The sequence below is a fragment of the Williamsia sp. Y721 genome (assembly GCF_059683565.1).
On record NZ_JCASNH010000004.1, the window covers coordinates 128,426 to 145,373 of the forward strand.

A 16,948-nucleotide genomic window follows, 5' to 3' on the forward strand; every position below is an offset into this window, starting at 1 on the left:
GTCGGGTGCTCTCCATTCCGTCTGTCGACCTTTCCGAGGCTGCCCGCGGCTCCCGGTCGCGGGCCCGGCAGATCGAACTGCTGGACACCGCGTGCTCGCGCAGCGGCCACGCCTACCTGGTCGGTCACCAGATCCCGACTGCACTGCTCTCCGACATGTACTCGATGACCCGTCAGTTCTTTCTCCAGCCCGAACGCCTGAAAGAGGCCGTGGCGCAACCGGCCCCTGACCAGGTGCGTGGCTGGTCGGGTTCGGGATCGGAGGGCATGACGTACTCGATCGGGGAAGAGTCACACGGCGACCTCAAGGAGAAGCTGGACATCGGGGCGGTCGACGCTCCGGTGCTCGGTGAACCGGGGGCGGGGCCGATGGCGTACCCCAACCTGTGGCCGAATGTCCCGGAAGGATTCCGGCCGGTCTGGGAGCAGTACTACCGACACATGCAGCGGGTCAGCGGTGAACTGATATCCATGGCCGCGGAGGCGTTCGGTCTGTCGCCGGATTACTTCGTCCCACAGTTCGACACCGAACTGAGCATGCTGCGGGCGCTCTACTATCCGGCTCAGGCGCAGGCCCCGCTGCCGCATCAGTCGCGGGCCGGGATCCACACCGACTACGGCGCGTTCACGGTCTTGTCGGCCGAATCGACACCGGGTGGACTCGAGGTGCTCGGACCGCATGGTGAGTGGCTCGAGGTCTCGACCACGCCGGCCACGCTCGTGGTCCTCGTCGGCGACCTGCTGGCCGAGTGGACCGACGATCATTGGCCCGCCACACTCAACCGGACCGCCAACCCACCGAGGTCGGTGGCGCTGGACAGCGCCCGCCTGGAGTTCGCGTTCTATCAACATCCCAACGCCGATGTCGCGGTCTCGCCGCTTCGGGGCGGTGACCAGCAGTTCACCGACGCGCTGATCGCCGGCCGGCATCTCACCGACAAGTACACCCGGCAGACGACGTTCGGTCGACGCACCCGTCGGTGAGGGGCGCCGTGGTTTGTTACCGGCAGGATGACGCGTGAGTCGTTTGCGTAATCGAGTGTTACGCAGATGTTTCCCTTGGCCGCAGGTGACATCGACCCCGTGGATCTGTCAGCATCCCGAGCTCTTGTTGGTCGTACCTGTGGCGAAACAGACTTGAGGGGAGACGACGACAGGGAGCGAAAACATGTCTGTGGTGCCGGTGATCGACATTTCTGCGCTGTACGGCGATGACGACGAGGCGAAGGTGAAGGTGGCCGCCGAACTCGACCACGCCTGCCGTGAGATCGGCTTCTTCCAGATCAAGAACCACGGGATCGCGCAAGAGATCATCGACGGGATGTACCAGACCTCGGACGCGTTCTTCGGCCTGCCGGAGCAGGAGAAGCGGCGGGTTGCCCAACCCAGCCCGGATACGGTCCGTGGGTACTCGTCGATCGGTGAGCAGGCGTTCTCCTACAGCGAGGACGTACATCAGCCGCGGGATCTGCACGAGAAGTTCGATGTGGGTCCTGTCGACTTCGACAGCTCCGATCCGTACTTCTCGAAAGAGCATGCCGGACCCCACTTTCTTCCCAACCAGTGGCCGCAGCAGCCCGCTGCCATGGAGCAGGCCTGGACCACCTACTTCCGTGCGATGAACGAACTCTCGCGAAAGCTCATGAGCGCCTTCGCGCTTGGGCTCGGCCTGGACCCGGACTACTTCGTCGACACCATCGACAAGGACATCTCCATGCTCCGTGCCATCAACTACCCGCACATGACCACTGCGCCGCAGCCGGGACAGATGCGGGCAGGCGCGCACACCGACTACGGCAGCCTGACCATCGTGCGGCAGGAGGAGGCGCCCGGCGGGCTGGAGGTCTTCACCAAGGACGGTGACTGGATCCCGGTGCCGGTGGTGCCCGACGCGCTGGTGGTCAACATCGGAGACCTGATGGCGCAGTGGACCAATGATCTGTGGACCTCGACGCGCCACCGGGTCCGGACCCCGCATCCCGACGCCGACGGGAACACCCGCCGGATGTCGTTGGTGTTCTTCCACCAACCCAACTACGACGCCATGATCGAATGCCTGCCCACCTGTGTTGCCGAGGGCGGCGAGCCCCGGTATGCGCCGATCAGTTCGGGTGACCACCTCACCTCGAAGTTCGCCAAAACGATTGTGCTGAGCCCGTCCTGATGTCAGCGGGTGCGGTGGGGTCATTCGAGATCGAGCTCGCCCGGACCGGTGCGGTGGTGACCGTGCCCGCGCATCGCACCGCGCTGGCCGTGGTACGCGAGGCGGTACCCGCCGCCGAGTTCAACTGCCTGCAAGGGGAGTGCGGGGCCTGCGTGGCGACCGTCCTCGACGGCGTTCCCGATCACCGGGACACGGTGCTCTCCGAGCGGGCCAAAACCGCCGGAAAACGAATCATCCTGTGTGTCAGCAGGTCGCAGACACCACGCCTGGTGCTCGACCTCTAGAGAAGTGAGTAACCACATGAGCGTTGGTCTGTCTTTTGCCAGTGTGCTGGCCAAGGATTTCGCCGGCCTGGCGGAGTTCTACAAGGAGCTACTCGGTCTCGATGAGGTGATGGAGTTGCGCTCAGAACACTTCCGGGGCTTGATGATCGGCGACACCATCCTCGGATTCAGCGCCCACACCGCCTACGACATGCTCAATCTGGTTGCACCCGAGGAAGGTCGTGCAGGCGTCAGCAACTTCCTGACCTTCGAGATGGACGACGACGCTCAGGTCGATCGACTCACCACAGCGGCCGTTGCGGCAGGTGCGACCTGCGTCAAGGAACCGGGACGAACCTACTACGGCGCCTGGCAGTCGGTGCTCCTCGATCCCGAGGGCAACGCGTTCCGGCTCAACCATCTCGAACTCGAATCCCACAACTGAACAACCGACCCAGCGGCCTTCTCCGGCCGCGATTCCTCGACAGCGGAGTCGAACCCCCTCCCATCGCATCTCCTCACGCACGCCCCGCGTGCGCTGAAAGGAACCACCAAATGTCCTTATTCGAGTGGCAGGTCAAGACCGGTGACTCCGTTGTCGCACCGCATGAGCGGCTGAGTTGGCCGCGGACCGTGGGTATCGGCCTGCAGCACGTGGTCGCCATGTTCGGTGCCACGTTCCTGGTCCCGGTCCTCACCGGATTCCCGCCGGCCACAACGCTGCTGTTCTCCGGCATCGGCACGATCCTGTTCCTGCTCATCACCCGCAACCGGCTGCCCAGTTACCTGGGGTCGAGCTTCGCGGTGATCGCACCCACCATCGCCGCGTCGACATCGCACGGCCAGTCCGGTGCCCTCGGTGGCATCGTGGTGGTCGGTGCATTGCTGACGATCATCGGCGTCGTCGTGCATTTCGTCGGGATCGGCTGGATCGAAAAGCTGATGCCGCCGGTGGTCACCGGCTCGATCGTCGCACTCGTGGGCTTCAACCTGGCGCCCGTGGCCAAGAGCAACTTCGAGACCGAGCCCGTCACCGCGTTCATCGTGCTGGCAATGTTGCTGTTGTCGCTGGTGCTCTTCCGTGGACTGCTCGGCCGGTTGGCGATCTTCCTCAGCGTGGTGATCGGCTATTTCATCGCCCTGGTGCGGGGTGAGGTCGACACCGACCCCATCGGCGCCGCCGACTGGGTCGGCCTGCCCGACTTCACCGCCCCGACGTTCCACCTGTCGGTGCTGCCCATGTTCATCCCGGTGGTGCTGGTCCTGGTTGTCGAGAACATCGGTCACGTCAAATCCATCAACACCATGACCGGCATCAACAACGATCACCGGATCGGAAAGGCCCTGGCCGCAGACGGTTTGGCCACAGTGCTCGCCGGCAGCGGCGGCGGCTCGGCCACCACCACCTACGCCGAGAACATCGGTGTGATGGCAGCGACCAAGGTCTACTCGACCGCGGCCTACTGGGTTGCCGGCGCGGCCGCCATCCTGCTCGGCCTCTCGCCCAAGGTGGGTGCGGTCATCGCCTCGATCCCGCCCGGTGTCCTCGGCGGCGTCACCGTTGCCCTCTACGGTCTGGTCGGCATCCTCGGTGTGCACATCTGGGTGACCAACAAGGTCGACTTCTCCAAGCCGATCAACCAGTTCACCGCAGCCATCGCGCTGGTCATCGGCATCGCCGACTTCTCATGGACCATCGGGGATCTCAGCTTCGGCGGCATCGCGCTTGGTGCCATCTCCGCCGTCGTGGTCTATCACGTGATGCGCCTGATCGGCACCTGGCGCGGCACCGTGGATGTCGATTCCGTACCGGAGAGCACCGAGCCGATCGATCCGAATGCTGTTGATTCGAACAATGTGGCCGGCGAGCCAGACAAGGACCCGGACGAACAACTCGCAGGAAAGCAGGGAATCTGATGGAAACAACCCTCATCCGTGGCGGCACGGTGGTCTCGTCCACCGGCAGGCAACTCATCGATGTGTTGATCGACGGTGAGACCATCGTGGCACTGATCGAGCCGGGCGCTGCGACGTTCGGTACCGACCTCGCCGCCAACGTCGACACCGTTATCGACGCCACCGGCAAGTACGTGATCCCTGGTGGGGTCGATGCCCACACCCACATGCAGATGCCGTTCGGTGGGACCGAGGCCTCTGATACGTTCGAAACCGGTACGCGTGCTGCGGCATTCGGCGGGACGACCACGATTGTCGATTTCGCCATCCAGACGCCGGGTGAGCAACTGCAGGACACCCTGGCCCAGTGGCACCAGAAGGCGGGTGGGCGCAGCGCCATCGACTACGGTTTCCACCAGATCATCGGTGACGTGAATGATCAATCCATCTCTGCGATGGGTGAATTGATCAATGAAGGTGTCACCAGCTTCAAGCTGTTCATGGCCTATCCCGGGGTCTACTACTCCAACGACGGTCAGATCCTGCGGGCCATGCAACGCGCAGCCGACACCGGTGCGCTGATGATGATGCATGCCGAGAACGGCATCGCCATCGACGAATTGGTGTCGCAGCACCTCAAGCGGGGCGAGACGTCACCGTACTACCACGGGGTTTCGCGGCCGTGGCAGCTCGAAGAGGAGGCCACACACCGAGCGATCATGCTGGCCGATGTCACGGGGGCACCGTTGTACGTGGTGCACGTGTCGGCTCGGCAGGCACTCGAACAGATTGCCACCGCCCGTGGTCGGGGCGCCAACGTGTTCGCCGAGACCTGCCCGCAGTATCTGTACCTCTCGCTCGAAGAACAGCTCGGCGCACCGGGATTCGAGGGTGCGAAGTGGGTGTGTTCGACGCCGCTGCGATCGCGGGCAGAGGGCCATCAGGACGAGCTGTGGAAGTTCATCCGGACCGGCGACGTCGCCGGGGTCGCGACCGACCACTGCCCGTTCTGCATGGTTGACCAGAAGGAGCTGGGCATCGCCGATTTCTCCAAGATCCCCAACGGGATCGGTGGGGTCGAGCACCGGATGGACCTGATGTATCAGGGTGTGGTGGACGGGCGGATCAGCCTCGAGAAGTGGGTCGAGGTCTGCTGCACCACACCGGCCCGGATGTTCGGCATGTACCCACGCAAGGGTGTCATCTCGCCGGGCGCCGATGCCGACGTCGTCATCTACGATCCGGCCGGCCACACCAGCATCGGGCTCGGCAAGACCCACCACATGAACATGGACTACTCGGCGTGGGAGGGATACGAGATCGACGGTGCGGTGCAAACAGTGCTCTCGCGCGGATCCGTGATCGTCGATGCGGGTGAGTATCTCGGAAAGAAGACCGACGGACGGTTTGTGCGACGCGAACTCTCGCAAAACCTCATCTAGAGCCGTCATCGCCAGCGATCGCCACGCAGTACGAGTAAATAGAATCGATAGGAGCACGACATGGACTTTGGTGTTGTCATGCAATGCAATCCGCCGGCATCACGCGTGGTCGAACTCGCCGTTGCGGCCGAGAACCGGGGCTTCACGTACGTGTGGACTTTTGACTCGCATGTGCTCTGGCAAGAGCCGAACGTGATCTACAGCCAGATCCTGGCCGCGACGCGCAACGTGATCGTCGGGCCGATGGTGACCAATCCGCTGACCCGGGACGCCACGGTCACGGCCTCGACGTTTGCGACGCTGAACTCGATGTACGGAAACCGGACCATCTGCGGCATCGGCCGTGGTGATTCCGCTGTCCGGGTGCTCTCGGGCAAACCGTCCACGCTGGCGATCCTGCGCGACAGCATCTCTGTCATCAAGGAATTGGGCAACGGACGCGCTGCCACCATCAACGACACCGAGATCCGGTTCCCGTGGGCCGCTCGTTCGCGGCTGGACGTCTACGGCGCCGGATACGGGCCCAAGGCGCTCGACTTGATCGGCGAGGTCGCCGACGGTTTCATTCTGCAACTGGCGGATCCGGCGATCGTGGAGTGGACGGTGAAGCGGGTGAAGGCCGCAGCGGAGGCTGCCGGACGTGACCCGGACGAGGTGAAGATCGTGGTGGCGGCCCCGGCGTATGTCGGTGATGACATTGCGCACCAACGTGATCAGTGTCGCTGGTTCGGCGGGATGGTGGGCAACCACGTCGCGGATCTGGTGGACAAATACGGCGGCGACGGGTCCGAGGTCCCGGCCATTCTCACCGACTACATCAAGAACCGGCAGGGTTACGACTACAACGAGCACGGTCGGGTCGGCAACAGCCACGCGGACTTCGTGCCGGACGACATCGTCGACCGCTTCTGCCTGCTGGGAACGCCGGAGCAGCACATCGCCCGGCTCGAGGAGCTGCGCGACCTCGGCGTCGATCAGTTCTCGATCTACTTGCAGCACGACGGCAAGGATCAGACCCTGGAAGCGTACGGAGAGAAGATCATTCCGGCGATGGCGCCGACTCTCGCCGCCCGCTCATAACCTTCCCAGACGAAAAGGATCCTTCGATGAGTTCTTCAGAATCGGCACCCGGCAATGCAGTTCGGGTCGCCGCCAATACGGCCACGGACAGCGCCTTCATCGACGACTTCACCACCATGTCGACCTTCGGTGCGACGGCGGCCAATGGGGTCGAGCGCCAGGCCGCCACCGAAGCCGACGGCGCGAATCGCCGATGGCTGGGCGGCTGGCTGACCGAGCGTGGTTTCACCGTGGCGTACGACCGGATCGGCAACATGTTCGGGTTGTACGAGCTGGTGCCCGGCGCGCCGTACGTGCTGTCCGGATCGCATATGGACAGCCAACCCCGTGGCGGTCGGTACGACGGCGCCTACGGTGTCCTGGCCGCGGCGCATGCGATGGATCGGCTCCGGCAGTACTACCTCGCCAATCCTGATGAGGCCGTCCACAACCTGGCCGTGGTGAACTGGTTCAACGAAGAGGGATCACGCTTCAAACCGTCGATGCAGGGTAGCGGTGTGTTCACCGGCAAGCTCGACCTGCAAGAAGCACTCGAGACCACCGATGTCGCCGGCATCTCGGTGGCCGACGCACTCGGTGAGCTGGACATGTTGGGGGACAAGGATGTCTTCACCACCGGCGAACACCACACGGCAGATGGTCTGAAGGTTGCCTCGTATGCCGAAATCCACATCGAGCAGGGCCGTGAACTCGACAAGGCCGGCGTGCTGATCGGTGTGGTGCCGTCGACCTGGGGTGCCAACAAGTACGAGATCTCGGTCATCGGATCTCAGTCGCATACCGGTGCGACCGCCATCGCGGACCGGCAGGACGCACTGTATGGCGCTGCGAAAGCCGTTGTGGCCCTGCGTGAACTGGCCGACGAATACGGCGAAGATCTGCACACCTCATGCGGCCAGCTGACGGTCTACCCGAACTCTCCCGTGGTGGTGGCCCGCGAGGTCCACATGCACCTGGATCTGCGGTCGCCGTCCGATGAATTGCTGGCCGAGGCCGATGTGAAGCTCAATCGTGCGTTCGCCGAGATCGAGGTCGCGGCCGACGTCGAGATCGAGCGACGGTTCGCCCACACCTGGAAGGGACATACGTACCAGCCCGAGGGCGTGGCGCTGGCAGAGAACGTGATCGAGGCGCTCGGGCACAGTCACATGCAGGTGCGGACCCGGGCCGGACATGACTCGACGAACATGAAAGACCTGGTCCCGACGGTGATGTTGTTCATACCCAGTGTCGACGGTGTCTCTCACGCGGAGAATGAATACACTCACGACACCGACCTCACGGCCGGTGTGGACGTTCTGACCGAGACCATCGGTCGCATGGTGGAAGGTGCCCTCTGATGGCAGATGACAACACGAGCTTCGGCGGCAATTCGCCGTTTGCCGACGCAGGCGAGCTGGACGCGGCCAAGACGGCGGGCCGCAAAGCCTACGAGCTGGACCGGGCGCACGTATTCCACTCGTGGTCGGCGCAGGCACAGCTGAATCCGATGACCATTCTGGGGGCGTCGGGATCGTATGTCTGGGACGGCGAGGGCAATCGGCTGATCGATTTCTCGTCGCAGATGGTCAACACCAACATCGGCCACCAGCACCCCAAAGTTGTTGCGGCGATAGCTGAGCAGGCGAACAAGCTCTGCACCATCGCACCGTCGCACGTCAACGATGCGCGTTCGGAGGCTGCGCGCCTGATCGCCGAGCGGACCCCCGGTGATCTCGACAAGGTGTTCTTCACCAACGGCGGCGCCGATGCGGTTGAGCATGCCGTGCGGATGGCACGCCTGCACACCGGTCGACGCAAGGTGCTCACCCGCTACCGTTCGTATCACGGGGGTACCGATACCGCGATCAACATGACCGGTGATCCGCGGCGCTGGCCCAACGATTACGCGTCGGCCGGAGTGGTCCATTTCTTCGGACCCTTCCTGTACCGCAGCCAGTTCCATGCCGAAACCGAGCAGCAGGAATGTGAGCGTGCTCTCGAGCATCTCGAATCGGTGATCTCGATGGAGGGTCCGCAGACGATTGCCGCCATTGTGCTGGAACCGGTTCCGGGGACCGCAGGCATCATGGTGCCGCCTGCCGGCTACCTGGCCGGAGTTCGTGAACTGTGTGATCGCTTCGGCATCGTGATGGTGGCCGACGAGGTGATGGCCGGATTCGGCCGCACCGGAAAGTGGTTCTCCATCAACCACTCCGAGGTCATTCCAGATTTGATCACCTTTGCCAAGGGCGTGAACTCGGGATACGTGCCGCTCGGTGGCGTGGCCATCAACAACGAAATCGCCCAGACATTTGCCGATCGGCCGTACCCCGGTGGTCTGACCTACTCCGGGCATCCGCTGGCCACCGCGGCCGCCGTCGCGACCATCAACGCGATGACCGACGAAGGCATCGTCGAGAATGCCGCGACCATCGGATCAGACGTCCTGGGGCCCGGACTGGAGAAGCTCGCGGCGCAGCATCCCAGCGTCGGTGACGTGCGTGGTGTGGGTGTGTTCTGGGCGGTGGAACTGGTGAAGAACCCCGACACCCGCGAACCACTCGCGCCGTATGGTGGCTCGAGCCCGGCGATGGCGGCGGTACTCGCGGCATGCAAAACGGGCGGCCTACTACCTTTTGCCAACTTCAACCGGATACACATGGTGCCGCCGTGCACGGTCACCCCTGATGAGGTTGCCGAAGGCCTGCAGATCCTGGACGCGGCGCTGACAGTGGCCGATTCGTTCGTCGAGTAGACGGTTCGGCTCGCCGGTGACGCTGTCCGCCGGGACTAGTGTGTAGTCCTGGCGGATCAAGCGGTCCACAGAGCGGGAAGGCCGGTGGCGACGATGCCAAAGCGAAGTGCAGGGATCATGCTGTTCCGTCGTTCCGAGGCGGAGGCAGGCATCGAGGTCGAGGTCCTGATCGCACATCCGGGAGGGCCGCTGTGGGCGCGTAAGGATTCCGGCGCCTGGTCGATACCCAAAGGGTTGTACGACGAAGACGAAGAACCGCTGGCCGCGGCCCGTCGGGAATTCGTCGAGGAGGTCGGCCTCGCGGTTCCCGACGGGGACGTCATCGAGCTCGGGGAGATCAAGCAGCCGAGCGGAAAGCTGGTGACCGCCTTTGCGATCGAGTCCGACCTCGACATCACCGGCACGGTCAGCAACACCTTCGAGATGGAATGGCCACGCGGATCAGGAAAGATGCAGTCGTATCCCGAGATCGACAGGGTGGGGTGGTTCGACCTGGACGCGGCCCGGGACAAACTCCTGAAGGGTCAACGCCCGTTCCTGGACCGACTCCTCGAACACTTGTAGTCGCTTCAGGCGAAGCGCAGCACCTCGGCCTCGTCGAGGCGGGGGAGTCGGTCGAACCAGGCATCTTTGCCCGGATGGCCGATGTTCACCAGGAGCGTCGACTTCCAGCGGCCGTCGCCGAAGAACTCCGAATCGACACCGGCAGAGTCGAATCCGGCCATCGGGCCGGCGGTCAGACCCACGGAGCGCACGGCGAGGATGAAGTATCCGGCCTGCAGGGTGCTGCCGAATGTACCCATCGAGTTACGGGCGTCCTCGTTGGCGTCGAGCATGTCCTTCATCTCGGGCCGGAAGGGCAGCACAGTCGGGATGTGTTCGTGGTACGCCGAATCCATCGCCAGCACAGCGGTCACCGGTGCGCTGCGGACCTTGTCGACATTGCCTTCGGCGACGTGGGGGAGCAGGCGTTCCTTGGCTTCGTCGCTGCGGACGTAGAGGACTCGCAGCGGCTGGGTGTTGGCGGCGGTGGGAGGCCACTTTGCGAGTTCCCACACCTCTTTGAGTGCCTCGTCACTCACCGGCTCCGAACTGAAGGTGTTGGCGGTGCGGGCGTCGCGAAAGAGTAGTGCGCGCGCGTCTGCGTCGAGGGTGTGGATGGTGTCGGGCATATTGAACACTCCTGCATTTATAGGGACTTCTAAAATAGAAGCAGATAGGAGCGAATGTGGCAAACGGTATGCTGGGCCGATGCCCAGGGAAGTCGACATCACGCACGAGCCACGCGCCTGTGACGGCGCGCTGCGGTCGGCGTTCGCCCTGCTCGGCAAGCGGTGGAACGGGGTTCTGCTGGGCACCCTGATGCACGGTCCCGCAGGCTTCGCTGAACTACGCGCCGCGATCGGCGGAATCAGTGACTCGATGTTGTCGTCGCGGTTGGTCGAATTGGCAGACGCGGGTGTGATCGATCGGCAGGTCGAGGCAGGTCCGCCGGTGTCGGTGTCCTATCGGCTGACGCCGTCGGGCGAAGCGCTGTTGCCGATCCTCGACGAACTCGGGGCGTGGGCGTCGGAGAACCTGGAATCGTAGAATCCGGTCTCGTGCCGCACTAGCGGTTGTCGATGGTCCGGGAGACCTTGCGTAACAACGTGATCAGGGACGACCGCTCATCGGGGGTCAGTGTCGCCAGCATCGCCGTGTCGCGAGCGAGCCGTCGAGGAAACTGGGTGTCGACGAGTTCGTGTCCGGCATCGGTCAATTCGAGAAGGACTACTCGTCCGTCCCGCTCGGACTTCTTGCGCTGCAACAGGCCGAGGTCGCTGAGGCGTTCGCTGAGTTTGGTGATCGAGGCGCCGCTGAGCATGGTTGTCGACACGACTTCGCTGGCGCGCAGGGGGCGCTCCGACCGGGCGAGCGCCCCGAGAACGTCGAACTCGGAGCGGGTGATCGAGTGCGATTCCAGGTCCAGGTCGAGTTGATGGGCGAGCACAGCTGCGATGCGATTGACGCGGGCAACCACCTCGATGGGCTCGGTATCGAGGTCGGGATATGTGCGTGCCCATTCCTGGCTCACGCGCTCGACGACGTCGCTCGGGTTGGTCTCTGCGGTCACCGGATCATGGTAGGTCATGACCGCTATTTACTTTAGTAGTAAAATAGTTATAAAATACTTAGGTGTTGACAAGCGATTCCCTTTCCGAGCACATGACCCGTCGTCGTCATGCGCTGGTCCACTCTGCTTCTCCTCGGACCTGGCGTGATGCCGCGCTGACACTGAACCGCAGCAACGCGGCTATCTGGGTGCCGGTCCGAGTGGGTATCGCACTCGCGGTTGTGCTTGTGATCGGCGGTCTGGCCGGGCGGGTCGATATCGCCGGATTCGCCGCGTTGGGCGCTTTGACCTCGGCATTCTGCCGCGCCGATCCCTATCGCATCCGGCTGCCGCGGCTCGCGGTGACCGGCGGAACACTTGTCGTGTTCGTGGTGTTCGGAGGCATTCTCGGTGCCGCGGGGGCCTCGATGACGGTACAGATCGTGGGCATGTCGGTGGCTGCAGCCGTTGCCGTGTTGGTCATGGGTGCCTGCCGATTGGTCGGTCCCGGACCAGTGGTGATGATCTTCGCCGCGGCCGCTGCGGTGGGCTATGCGACGTCGGCGGGTGATGTGGTGGCCGCGACCGCGTCTGCGGCGATCGGAGTGACGATCGGAATCTGCGCGTCCCTGGCTCCGTGGCCGTTTTATGCGGTGCGGGGCGTCCGAAACGCCGGTGGCTCGTCGTGGGGGTCGGTGGGTGCGGATCTTCGCCGGATGGCCGAGCGAGAGCTGATTGCCTCGGCGGTCCGGGTGGCCCTGGCCTCTGCGGTGGCCGCCGGTGTCGCCTATGCCATCGGTCTGGCGCACCCGATGTGGGCGGCGATGGGCGCGATTGCCACGCTGCAGGGCATCAACTTTCACCTGACCGTGCATCGCGGTGTGCAGCGGTTGATCGGGAACGTGGTCGGCGGAGTGCTGGCCGCCGGACTGCTCGCGGTGCCGTTGGGTTATTGGGGCGCGGTGGTTCTCGTTGTGATCTTCCAGATCGCGGCGGAACTCCTGGTTGCCGTCAACTATGGACTCTGCTCGATGGCCGTGACCCCGATGGCATTGCTGCTCACCGCACTGGGTGCGGGTCTGACCCCGGATGCGGCGCTCGACCGGATGGCGGACACCGCGCTGGGGGTCGTCTTCGGGATCGTGATCGCGGCCCTGACCATCGCGCGCCATGACACCGCGCACCATGGCACCGCGCACCACGTGGCCGAGGTGACTACGGCGCGCTGATCCCGGTGGTCAGCAGCTGGGCGAGTTCGAGGTAGGCCTGTGAATCATCCAGCCCGACAGAACTTTTGACCTTGCGCTGCTGGATCCGGACCATGACGGCCGACGCCACATCGGCGACAAAAGCCGCGTGGACGTCGCGGACATCGCCGGCGGCAACACCTTCGCTGATCAGTTCGTGGACGCGATCTGCTGCCGCCCGGGTATTGCGCTCGTAGATGTCGCGGGCGGGTGGGAAGCCGGCAAGGTCTTCCATGAACTGTTCGTCGGCGGGCGCCAGTGCGGCACCGACCGCAGTCAGATAGGCGGTCAGCCTTTCGGTTGTCCCGGTAGCGTGCGCCACTGCCGCCTCGACCTCGGTGGTCGCGGCCCGGAAGAAGTGCACCGTCACCTCGCGGACGAGTTCATCCTTGCTGCCCGCGAGCGTGTACAGCGTCGACTTGGAGCAGTGCAGGCGCGCCGCGATCTGGTCGAGCGTCAGGTGGGCAAAGCCTTCGTGGAGGAACAGGGCCACCAGTTCGTCGAACAGCTGCGCACGCCGGGCAGTCGCGTGTGCGGGGGAAACGGTCGGAACCATCTAGTGATGGTACTGCGCGAGGGTCTGGAGTACTGTCGACGGTACTGAAGGGTGCGGCTCAGTACTGCTAAACGAGTCCGGCCAATGCCTGTCCCGACGATCGAAAAGGTGCCCGATGCCCGTCAACCGGCTGCTCCCCACTGAAGAAGCCCGCGACCTCGTCCAGCTGGCGAGCGACGTCGCGGACAAGGCACTCAAACCCATCGTCGACGAGTACGAGAAGGCCGAGAAGTATCCGGCCGAGGCCTTCGAGGTGCTCGGCCAGACGGGTCTGCTGAGCCTGCCGTACCCCGAGGAATGGGGAGGTGGCGGCCAGCCGTACGAGGTCTACCTCCAGGTACTCGAAGAGTTGGCGGCGCGCTGGGCCGCGGTGGCAGTCGCGGTGAGTGTGCACAGCCTGTCGTGCCATCCCCTCATGGCTTTCGGCAGCGACGAGCAGAAGCAGCGCTGGCTCCCGGAGATGCTCGGTGGTGAGAAGATCGGTGCCTACAGTCTTTCGGAGCCGCAGGCCGGTTCCGATGCCGCAGCCCTGGCCTGCAAGGCCACCGCCTCCGAGGGCGGTTACACGATCAACGGATCGAAGGCGTGGATCACCCACGGTGGTGTCGCCGACTTCTACAACCTGTTCGCCCGAACCGGCGAAGGGTCCAAAGGCATTTCGTGTTTCCTCGTCCCTGATGACACCGAGGGTCTGAGCTTTGGGAAGCCGGAAGAGAAGATGGGCCTGACGGCGGTTCCGACCACATCGGCCAGTTACGACAATGCGTTTGTGCCCGAAGACCGCCGCATCGGCGCCGAAGGGCAGGGCCTTCAGATCGCTTTCAGCGCACTGGATTCTGGTCGCCTCGGCATCGCGGCGGTCGCCGTCGGCATCGCGCAGGCAGCATTGGACGAGGCCGTCGCCTACGCGCAGGAGCGGCAGACGTTCGGCAAGAAGATCATCGACCACCAGGGGCTTGGCTTCCTGCTCGCCGACATGGCTGCCGCGGTGGATTCGGCCCGCGCCACCTACATCGATGCCGCTCGTCGTCGTGATGCCGGTGTGCCGTATTCACGGAACGCGTCGGTGGCCAAGTTGATTGCCACCGATGCGGCGATGAAGGTGACCACCGACGCGGTCCAGGTGTTCGGCGGCTACGGCTACACCAAGGATTTCCGCGTCGAACGGCTGATGCGCGAGGCCAAGATCACCCAGATCTTCGAGGGCACCAACCAGATTCAGCGACTGGTCATCAGTCGCTCGCTGGCGACCTAATCCCCGCAAACGCTCCGCTTATGCGAAGACGCTCCGCGTACATCTGGAGCATCTCCGTACAGGCGGAGCGCTTGTGTCAGGTCGGGAGGCCGACGTGAGCGCGGCGGTACACCAGGCCGGCGGCACCGACGAGTGGGGCGGTGTCGGACAGTCCGGCATCGGCAACCCGAACGCGTGAGATGTAGTCGAGTGGATGTTGCGCGACGACCTGTTCGATGAGCGGGATCAGGTCGGGTGTCACCCTCGCGAAGCCGCCGCTGATCGCCACCACGTCCAGTTGGATCAGTGCTGCAGCGCTGCAGATCGCCTGTCCCACAGCCTGCGCCACGCGGCGAATCGCGCGATGGGCGATCTCGTCATCGTTTCGATAAGACGCGGCCAGGTCTTCGCCGGTGGACCCCGTCCAACCCTCTGCGTTGGCCCAGGCGACAGTATGCGGCCCGGAGGCCACGGACTCGAGTGTGGTGCGGCTGCCGATACTGAGCTCGCCGGTGAAGCCGGACAACTGGATCTGCCCGATGTGGCCGCTGTTCCCGGCCAGTACCCGGCCATCGACGATGAAGCCGCCTCCGATACCGGTGGAGATCACCATGCCCAACAGGTTTTTCTCACCGGCTGCGTTGCCGATCCATTGCGCGGCCAGCACGATCGCCACGCCATCTCGATGGAAGTGGACGGGTATGTGGCCCAGCGTTTCTCGTATCCGGCCGGCAACCAGATCGCGTAGCGGGTAGTCGCGCCACTGCGGAATGTTGATCGGGGACAGGGTTCCGGCCCGCTCGTCCACGGGTCCGGCCGCTGCGATCCCGACGCCGATTACCTGTGCGTCCTCGGGCACGTGCGCGAGTGCATGATCGACAACCCGGATGACGTTGCTGCCGAGATGGTCGGGTGCGGATTGTGGACCGGTGCGGGCCCGACTTCGACCGGCCGCCAGCACGTTGCCGTCCGGGTCGACCAGTGCGGCTTCCACTTTCGTGCCACCGAGGTCGATCGCGAGGACCAGATCATCTGCCACCGATTCAGCCTAGTGGCCCACCCCTCCCCAGACGCTCCACCTGTGCGAAGACGCTCCAGAAATATGTGGAGCATCTTCGTATTACCGGAGCGTTTGGGGTTGTGCACAGGAGACGAAGTTGTCCACAGTGCGGACATCGAAGGGAACGCCGGCACTATCGGACGCGCCAGAATCGGATTCATGGGGGAATACGAGTTGAGCGCAGCGGGTCTGGTCTTGCGCCGCACGGCAACGTCGGCCGGGCACAACGACCACACGCTCCAGGCTGCAGTCCGGGCCGGGAGCCTGGAGCGGGTCTACCGGGGCATGTATGTGCCGAGTGGTCCAGGCAACGGCGTTCTGAGCCGCGAGGAGCGTGAAAGCCGATATCGATTCAAGGTTCTCGGGGCGGTCGACGCGGGGGAGGGCACCAAGGCGGTGAGTCACTGGTCCGCGGCAGCACTACTCGGGATGCCGACGTTCGACGCCGACCTGGATCGAGTGCATTTCACCGTGAACCGTGTCGGTGGCGGGCGAAATCGTGACCGGGCCTGCCGATTGCATGCCGCGTCGTGGCTGCCCGACGAGGTCATCGAACTCCCGGGACTCCTGGTGACCAGCCTCGCCAGGACGGCCGTCGACATCAGCCGTCTGGGCAGTTTCGAGCAGGCGCTCTGTGCCTGCGATGCGGCTCTTCGGATGGGTGTGTCCCGCGCCGGACTGGAGATGGTGCTCGCGCGGGCCGGTCGACGCAAGGGTGTGGGCAACGCCAGACGGGCGGTATCGCTCGCCGACAGTGCTTCGGAAAGCGTCGGCGAGTCGCTGTCGCGCGCCCGGATGTATGGCATGCCCGATATCCCGGTACCGCAGTTGCAGCCGGAGATCTACGCTCCCGCCGGTGAACATGTGGCGCGCACTGATTTTCGGATCAAAGACCATCTTCTCGGCGAGTTCGACGGTCAGGGTAAGTACATCCGATATCTTCGCCCGGGTGAGACGCCTGCGGATGCGGTATATCGCGAGAAGCGCCGCGAGGAACGCCTCAACGAACTCGGGTTTGTGGTCGCACGGTGGGGTTGGGACGACCTGATGCACCCCGAACGATTGCGCGAGATTTTGCGAAATGGGTTGCGGCGAGCGGGTTTGTAGTGATCCACTCCCGCAAACGCTCCGGTTGTACGAGGGTGCTCCACAAATATGTGGAGCACCCTCGTAGAGGT

General features: G+C 64.1%; 18 protein-coding genes. 14 read left to right on the forward strand and 4 right to left on the reverse strand.

Features of this window, described 5'->3' with window-relative positions; translation table 11 throughout:
* Nucleotides 1-5: 5 nt before the first annotated feature.
* From AC56PL_RS20115 to AC56PL_RS20160, 10 genes are all read left to right on the forward strand, one after another.
* Nucleotides 6-983 carry an isopenicillin N synthase family dioxygenase gene (locus AC56PL_RS20115; RefSeq protein WP_497154948.1) on the forward strand — a complete coding sequence of 326 codons (978 nt, stop codon included), beginning with the start codon at nucleotides 6-8 and terminating at the stop codon, nucleotides 981-983.
* Nucleotides 984-1,167: 184 nt separating this feature from the next.
* A complete protein-coding gene (locus tag AC56PL_RS20120) occupies nucleotides 1,168-2,163 on the forward strand; it encodes an isopenicillin N synthase family dioxygenase (protein ID WP_497154949.1) in 996 nt (331 codons plus the stop codon).
* Entirely contained in the window at nucleotides 2,163-2,447 is a 285-nt protein-coding gene (locus AC56PL_RS20125) for a 2Fe-2S iron-sulfur cluster-binding protein (RefSeq protein ID WP_497154950.1), read from the forward strand. The genes AC56PL_RS20120 and AC56PL_RS20125 overlap by 1 nt, the downstream gene beginning before the upstream one ends.
* Before the next feature lie 16 nt (nucleotides 2,448-2,463).
* Nucleotides 2,464-2,871, forward strand: a complete 408-nt coding sequence (locus AC56PL_RS20130; protein ID WP_495518295.1) for a VOC family protein — start codon at nucleotides 2,464-2,466, stop codon at nucleotides 2,869-2,871.
* A 110-nt stretch (nucleotides 2,872-2,981) separates the two neighbouring features.
* Nucleotides 2,982-4,343, forward strand: a complete 1,362-nt coding sequence (locus tag AC56PL_RS20135) for a uracil-xanthine permease family protein (RefSeq protein WP_497154951.1) — start codon at nucleotides 2,982-2,984, stop codon at nucleotides 4,341-4,343.
* Nucleotides 4,343-5,764 (forward strand): dihydropyrimidinase, encoded by a 1,422-nt coding sequence (gene hydA / locus AC56PL_RS20140; RefSeq protein WP_495518293.1) that lies wholly within the window; start codon nucleotides 4,343-4,345, stop codon nucleotides 5,762-5,764. Before AC56PL_RS20135 ends, hydA begins: the two co-directional genes overlap by 1 nt.
* Nucleotides 5,765-5,824: 60 nt before the next feature.
* A complete protein-coding gene (locus AC56PL_RS20145; RefSeq protein WP_497154952.1) occupies nucleotides 5,825-6,844 on the forward strand; it encodes a TIGR03842 family LLM class F420-dependent oxidoreductase in 1,020 nt (339 codons plus the stop codon).
* A 26-nt stretch (nucleotides 6,845-6,870) separates the two neighbouring features.
* Nucleotides 6,871-8,184 carry a M20 family metallo-hydrolase gene (locus AC56PL_RS20150; RefSeq protein ID WP_497154953.1) on the forward strand — a complete coding sequence of 438 codons (1,314 nt, stop codon included), beginning with the start codon at nucleotides 6,871-6,873 and terminating at the stop codon, nucleotides 8,182-8,184.
* On the forward strand, nucleotides 8,184-9,581 hold the full coding sequence (locus AC56PL_RS20155) for an aminotransferase class III-fold pyridoxal phosphate-dependent enzyme (RefSeq protein ID WP_495518290.1): 1,398 nt from the start codon (nucleotides 8,184-8,186) through the stop codon (nucleotides 9,579-9,581). Before AC56PL_RS20150 ends, AC56PL_RS20155 begins: the two co-directional genes overlap by 1 nt.
* Nucleotides 9,582-9,674: 93 nt before the next feature.
* Nucleotides 9,675-10,145 (forward strand): NUDIX hydrolase, encoded by a 471-nt coding sequence (locus tag AC56PL_RS20160; protein WP_497154954.1) that lies wholly within the window; start codon nucleotides 9,675-9,677, stop codon nucleotides 10,143-10,145.
* Between the two features lie 5 nt (nucleotides 10,146-10,150).
* Here AC56PL_RS20160 and AC56PL_RS20165 read toward each other — a convergent pair whose 3' ends face one another.
* Nucleotides 10,151-10,753: a malonic semialdehyde reductase gene (locus AC56PL_RS20165; protein ID WP_495518288.1), complete on the reverse strand. Its 603-nt coding sequence runs from the start codon at nucleotides 10,751-10,753 to the stop codon at nucleotides 10,151-10,153.
* A gap of 79 nt (nucleotides 10,754-10,832) precedes the next feature.
* On the opposite strand from AC56PL_RS20165, the gene AC56PL_RS20170 reads away from it, so the two are divergent.
* Nucleotides 10,833-11,171 (forward strand): winged helix-turn-helix transcriptional regulator, encoded by a 339-nt coding sequence (locus AC56PL_RS20170; RefSeq protein ID WP_495518287.1) that lies wholly within the window; start codon nucleotides 10,833-10,835, stop codon nucleotides 11,169-11,171.
* A gap of 19 nt (nucleotides 11,172-11,190) precedes the next feature.
* On the opposite strand, the gene AC56PL_RS20175 is transcribed toward AC56PL_RS20170, so the two are convergent.
* Nucleotides 11,191-11,712, reverse strand: a complete 522-nt coding sequence (locus tag AC56PL_RS20175) for a MarR family transcriptional regulator (protein WP_495518286.1) — start codon at nucleotides 11,710-11,712, stop codon at nucleotides 11,191-11,193.
* 44 nt (nucleotides 11,713-11,756) lie between these two features.
* Here AC56PL_RS20175 and AC56PL_RS20180 point away from each other — a divergent pair, with 44 nt between their 5' ends.
* Complete coding sequence (locus AC56PL_RS20180; RefSeq protein WP_497154955.1) at nucleotides 11,757-12,902, forward strand: FUSC family protein; 1,146 nt, start codon at nucleotides 11,757-11,759, stop codon at nucleotides 12,900-12,902.
* Here AC56PL_RS20180 and AC56PL_RS20185 read toward each other — a convergent pair.
* Nucleotides 12,889-13,476: a TetR/AcrR family transcriptional regulator gene (locus AC56PL_RS20185; protein ID WP_497154956.1), complete on the reverse strand. Its 588-nt coding sequence runs from the start codon at nucleotides 13,474-13,476 to the stop codon at nucleotides 12,889-12,891. The genes AC56PL_RS20180 and AC56PL_RS20185 overlap by 14 nt on opposite strands.
* 115 nt (nucleotides 13,477-13,591) lie before the next feature.
* Here AC56PL_RS20185 and AC56PL_RS20190 point away from each other — a divergent pair, with 115 nt between their 5' ends.
* Complete coding sequence (locus AC56PL_RS20190) at nucleotides 13,592-14,731, forward strand: acyl-CoA dehydrogenase family protein (RefSeq protein WP_497154957.1); 1,140 nt, start codon at nucleotides 13,592-13,594, stop codon at nucleotides 14,729-14,731.
* Between the two features lie 76 nt (nucleotides 14,732-14,807).
* Here the strand turns inward: AC56PL_RS20190 and AC56PL_RS20195 are convergent, their stop codons facing one another.
* The gene (locus AC56PL_RS20195; RefSeq protein ID WP_497154958.1) at nucleotides 14,808-15,749 is read right to left on the reverse strand and encodes an ROK family protein; all 942 of its coding nucleotides are present in this window, start codon (nucleotides 15,747-15,749) and stop codon (nucleotides 14,808-14,810) included.
* Between the two features lie 180 nt (nucleotides 15,750-15,929).
* On the opposite strand from AC56PL_RS20195, the gene AC56PL_RS20200 reads away from it, so the two are divergent.
* Nucleotides 15,930-16,877 (forward strand): hypothetical protein, encoded by a 948-nt coding sequence (locus tag AC56PL_RS20200; protein ID WP_497154959.1) that lies wholly within the window; start codon nucleotides 15,930-15,932, stop codon nucleotides 16,875-16,877.
* The last annotated feature ends 71 nt before the right edge of the window (nucleotides 16,878-16,948 follow it).

Bases quoted from the DNA above. Each gene is read 5' to 3' on its own strand.
- AC56PL_RS20155 (WP_495518290.1), top strand. From the start codon at position 8,184: ATGGCAGATGACAACACGAGCTTCGGCGGCAATTCGCCGTTTGCCGAC.
- AC56PL_RS20120 (WP_497154949.1), top strand. From the start codon at position 1,168: ATGTCTGTGGTGCCGGTGATCGACATTTCTGCGCTGTACGGCGATGAC.
- AC56PL_RS20125 (WP_497154950.1), top strand. From the start codon at position 2,163: ATGTCAGCGGGTGCGGTGGGGTCATTCGAGATCGAGCTCGCCCGGACC.
- AC56PL_RS20165 (WP_495518288.1), bottom strand. From the start codon at position 10,753: ATGCCCGACACCATCCACACCCTCGACGCAGACGCGCGCGCACTACTC.
- hydA (WP_495518293.1), top strand. From the start codon at position 4,343: ATGGAAACAACCCTCATCCGTGGCGGCACGGTGGTCTCGTCCACCGGC.
- AC56PL_RS20185 (WP_497154956.1), bottom strand. From the start codon at position 13,476: ATGGTTCCGACCGTTTCCCCCGCACACGCGACTGCCCGGCGTGCGCAG.
- AC56PL_RS20130 (WP_495518295.1), top strand. From the start codon at position 2,464: ATGAGCGTTGGTCTGTCTTTTGCCAGTGTGCTGGCCAAGGATTTCGCC.
- AC56PL_RS20150 (WP_497154953.1), top strand. From the start codon at position 6,871: ATGAGTTCTTCAGAATCGGCACCCGGCAATGCAGTTCGGGTCGCCGCC.
- AC56PL_RS20135 (WP_497154951.1), top strand. From the start codon at position 2,982: ATGTCCTTATTCGAGTGGCAGGTCAAGACCGGTGACTCCGTTGTCGCA.
- AC56PL_RS20175 (WP_495518286.1), bottom strand. From the start codon at position 11,712: ATGACCTACCATGATCCGGTGACCGCAGAGACCAACCCGAGCGACGTC.
- AC56PL_RS20170 (WP_495518287.1), top strand. From the start codon at position 10,833: ATGCCCAGGGAAGTCGACATCACGCACGAGCCACGCGCCTGTGACGGC.
- AC56PL_RS20190 (WP_497154957.1), top strand. From the start codon at position 13,592: ATGCCCGTCAACCGGCTGCTCCCCACTGAAGAAGCCCGCGACCTCGTC.
- AC56PL_RS20200 (WP_497154959.1), top strand. From the start codon at position 15,930: ATGGGGGAATACGAGTTGAGCGCAGCGGGTCTGGTCTTGCGCCGCACG.
- AC56PL_RS20145 (WP_497154952.1), top strand. From the start codon at position 5,825: ATGGACTTTGGTGTTGTCATGCAATGCAATCCGCCGGCATCACGCGTG.
- AC56PL_RS20160 (WP_497154954.1), top strand. From the start codon at position 9,675: ATGCCAAAGCGAAGTGCAGGGATCATGCTGTTCCGTCGTTCCGAGGCG.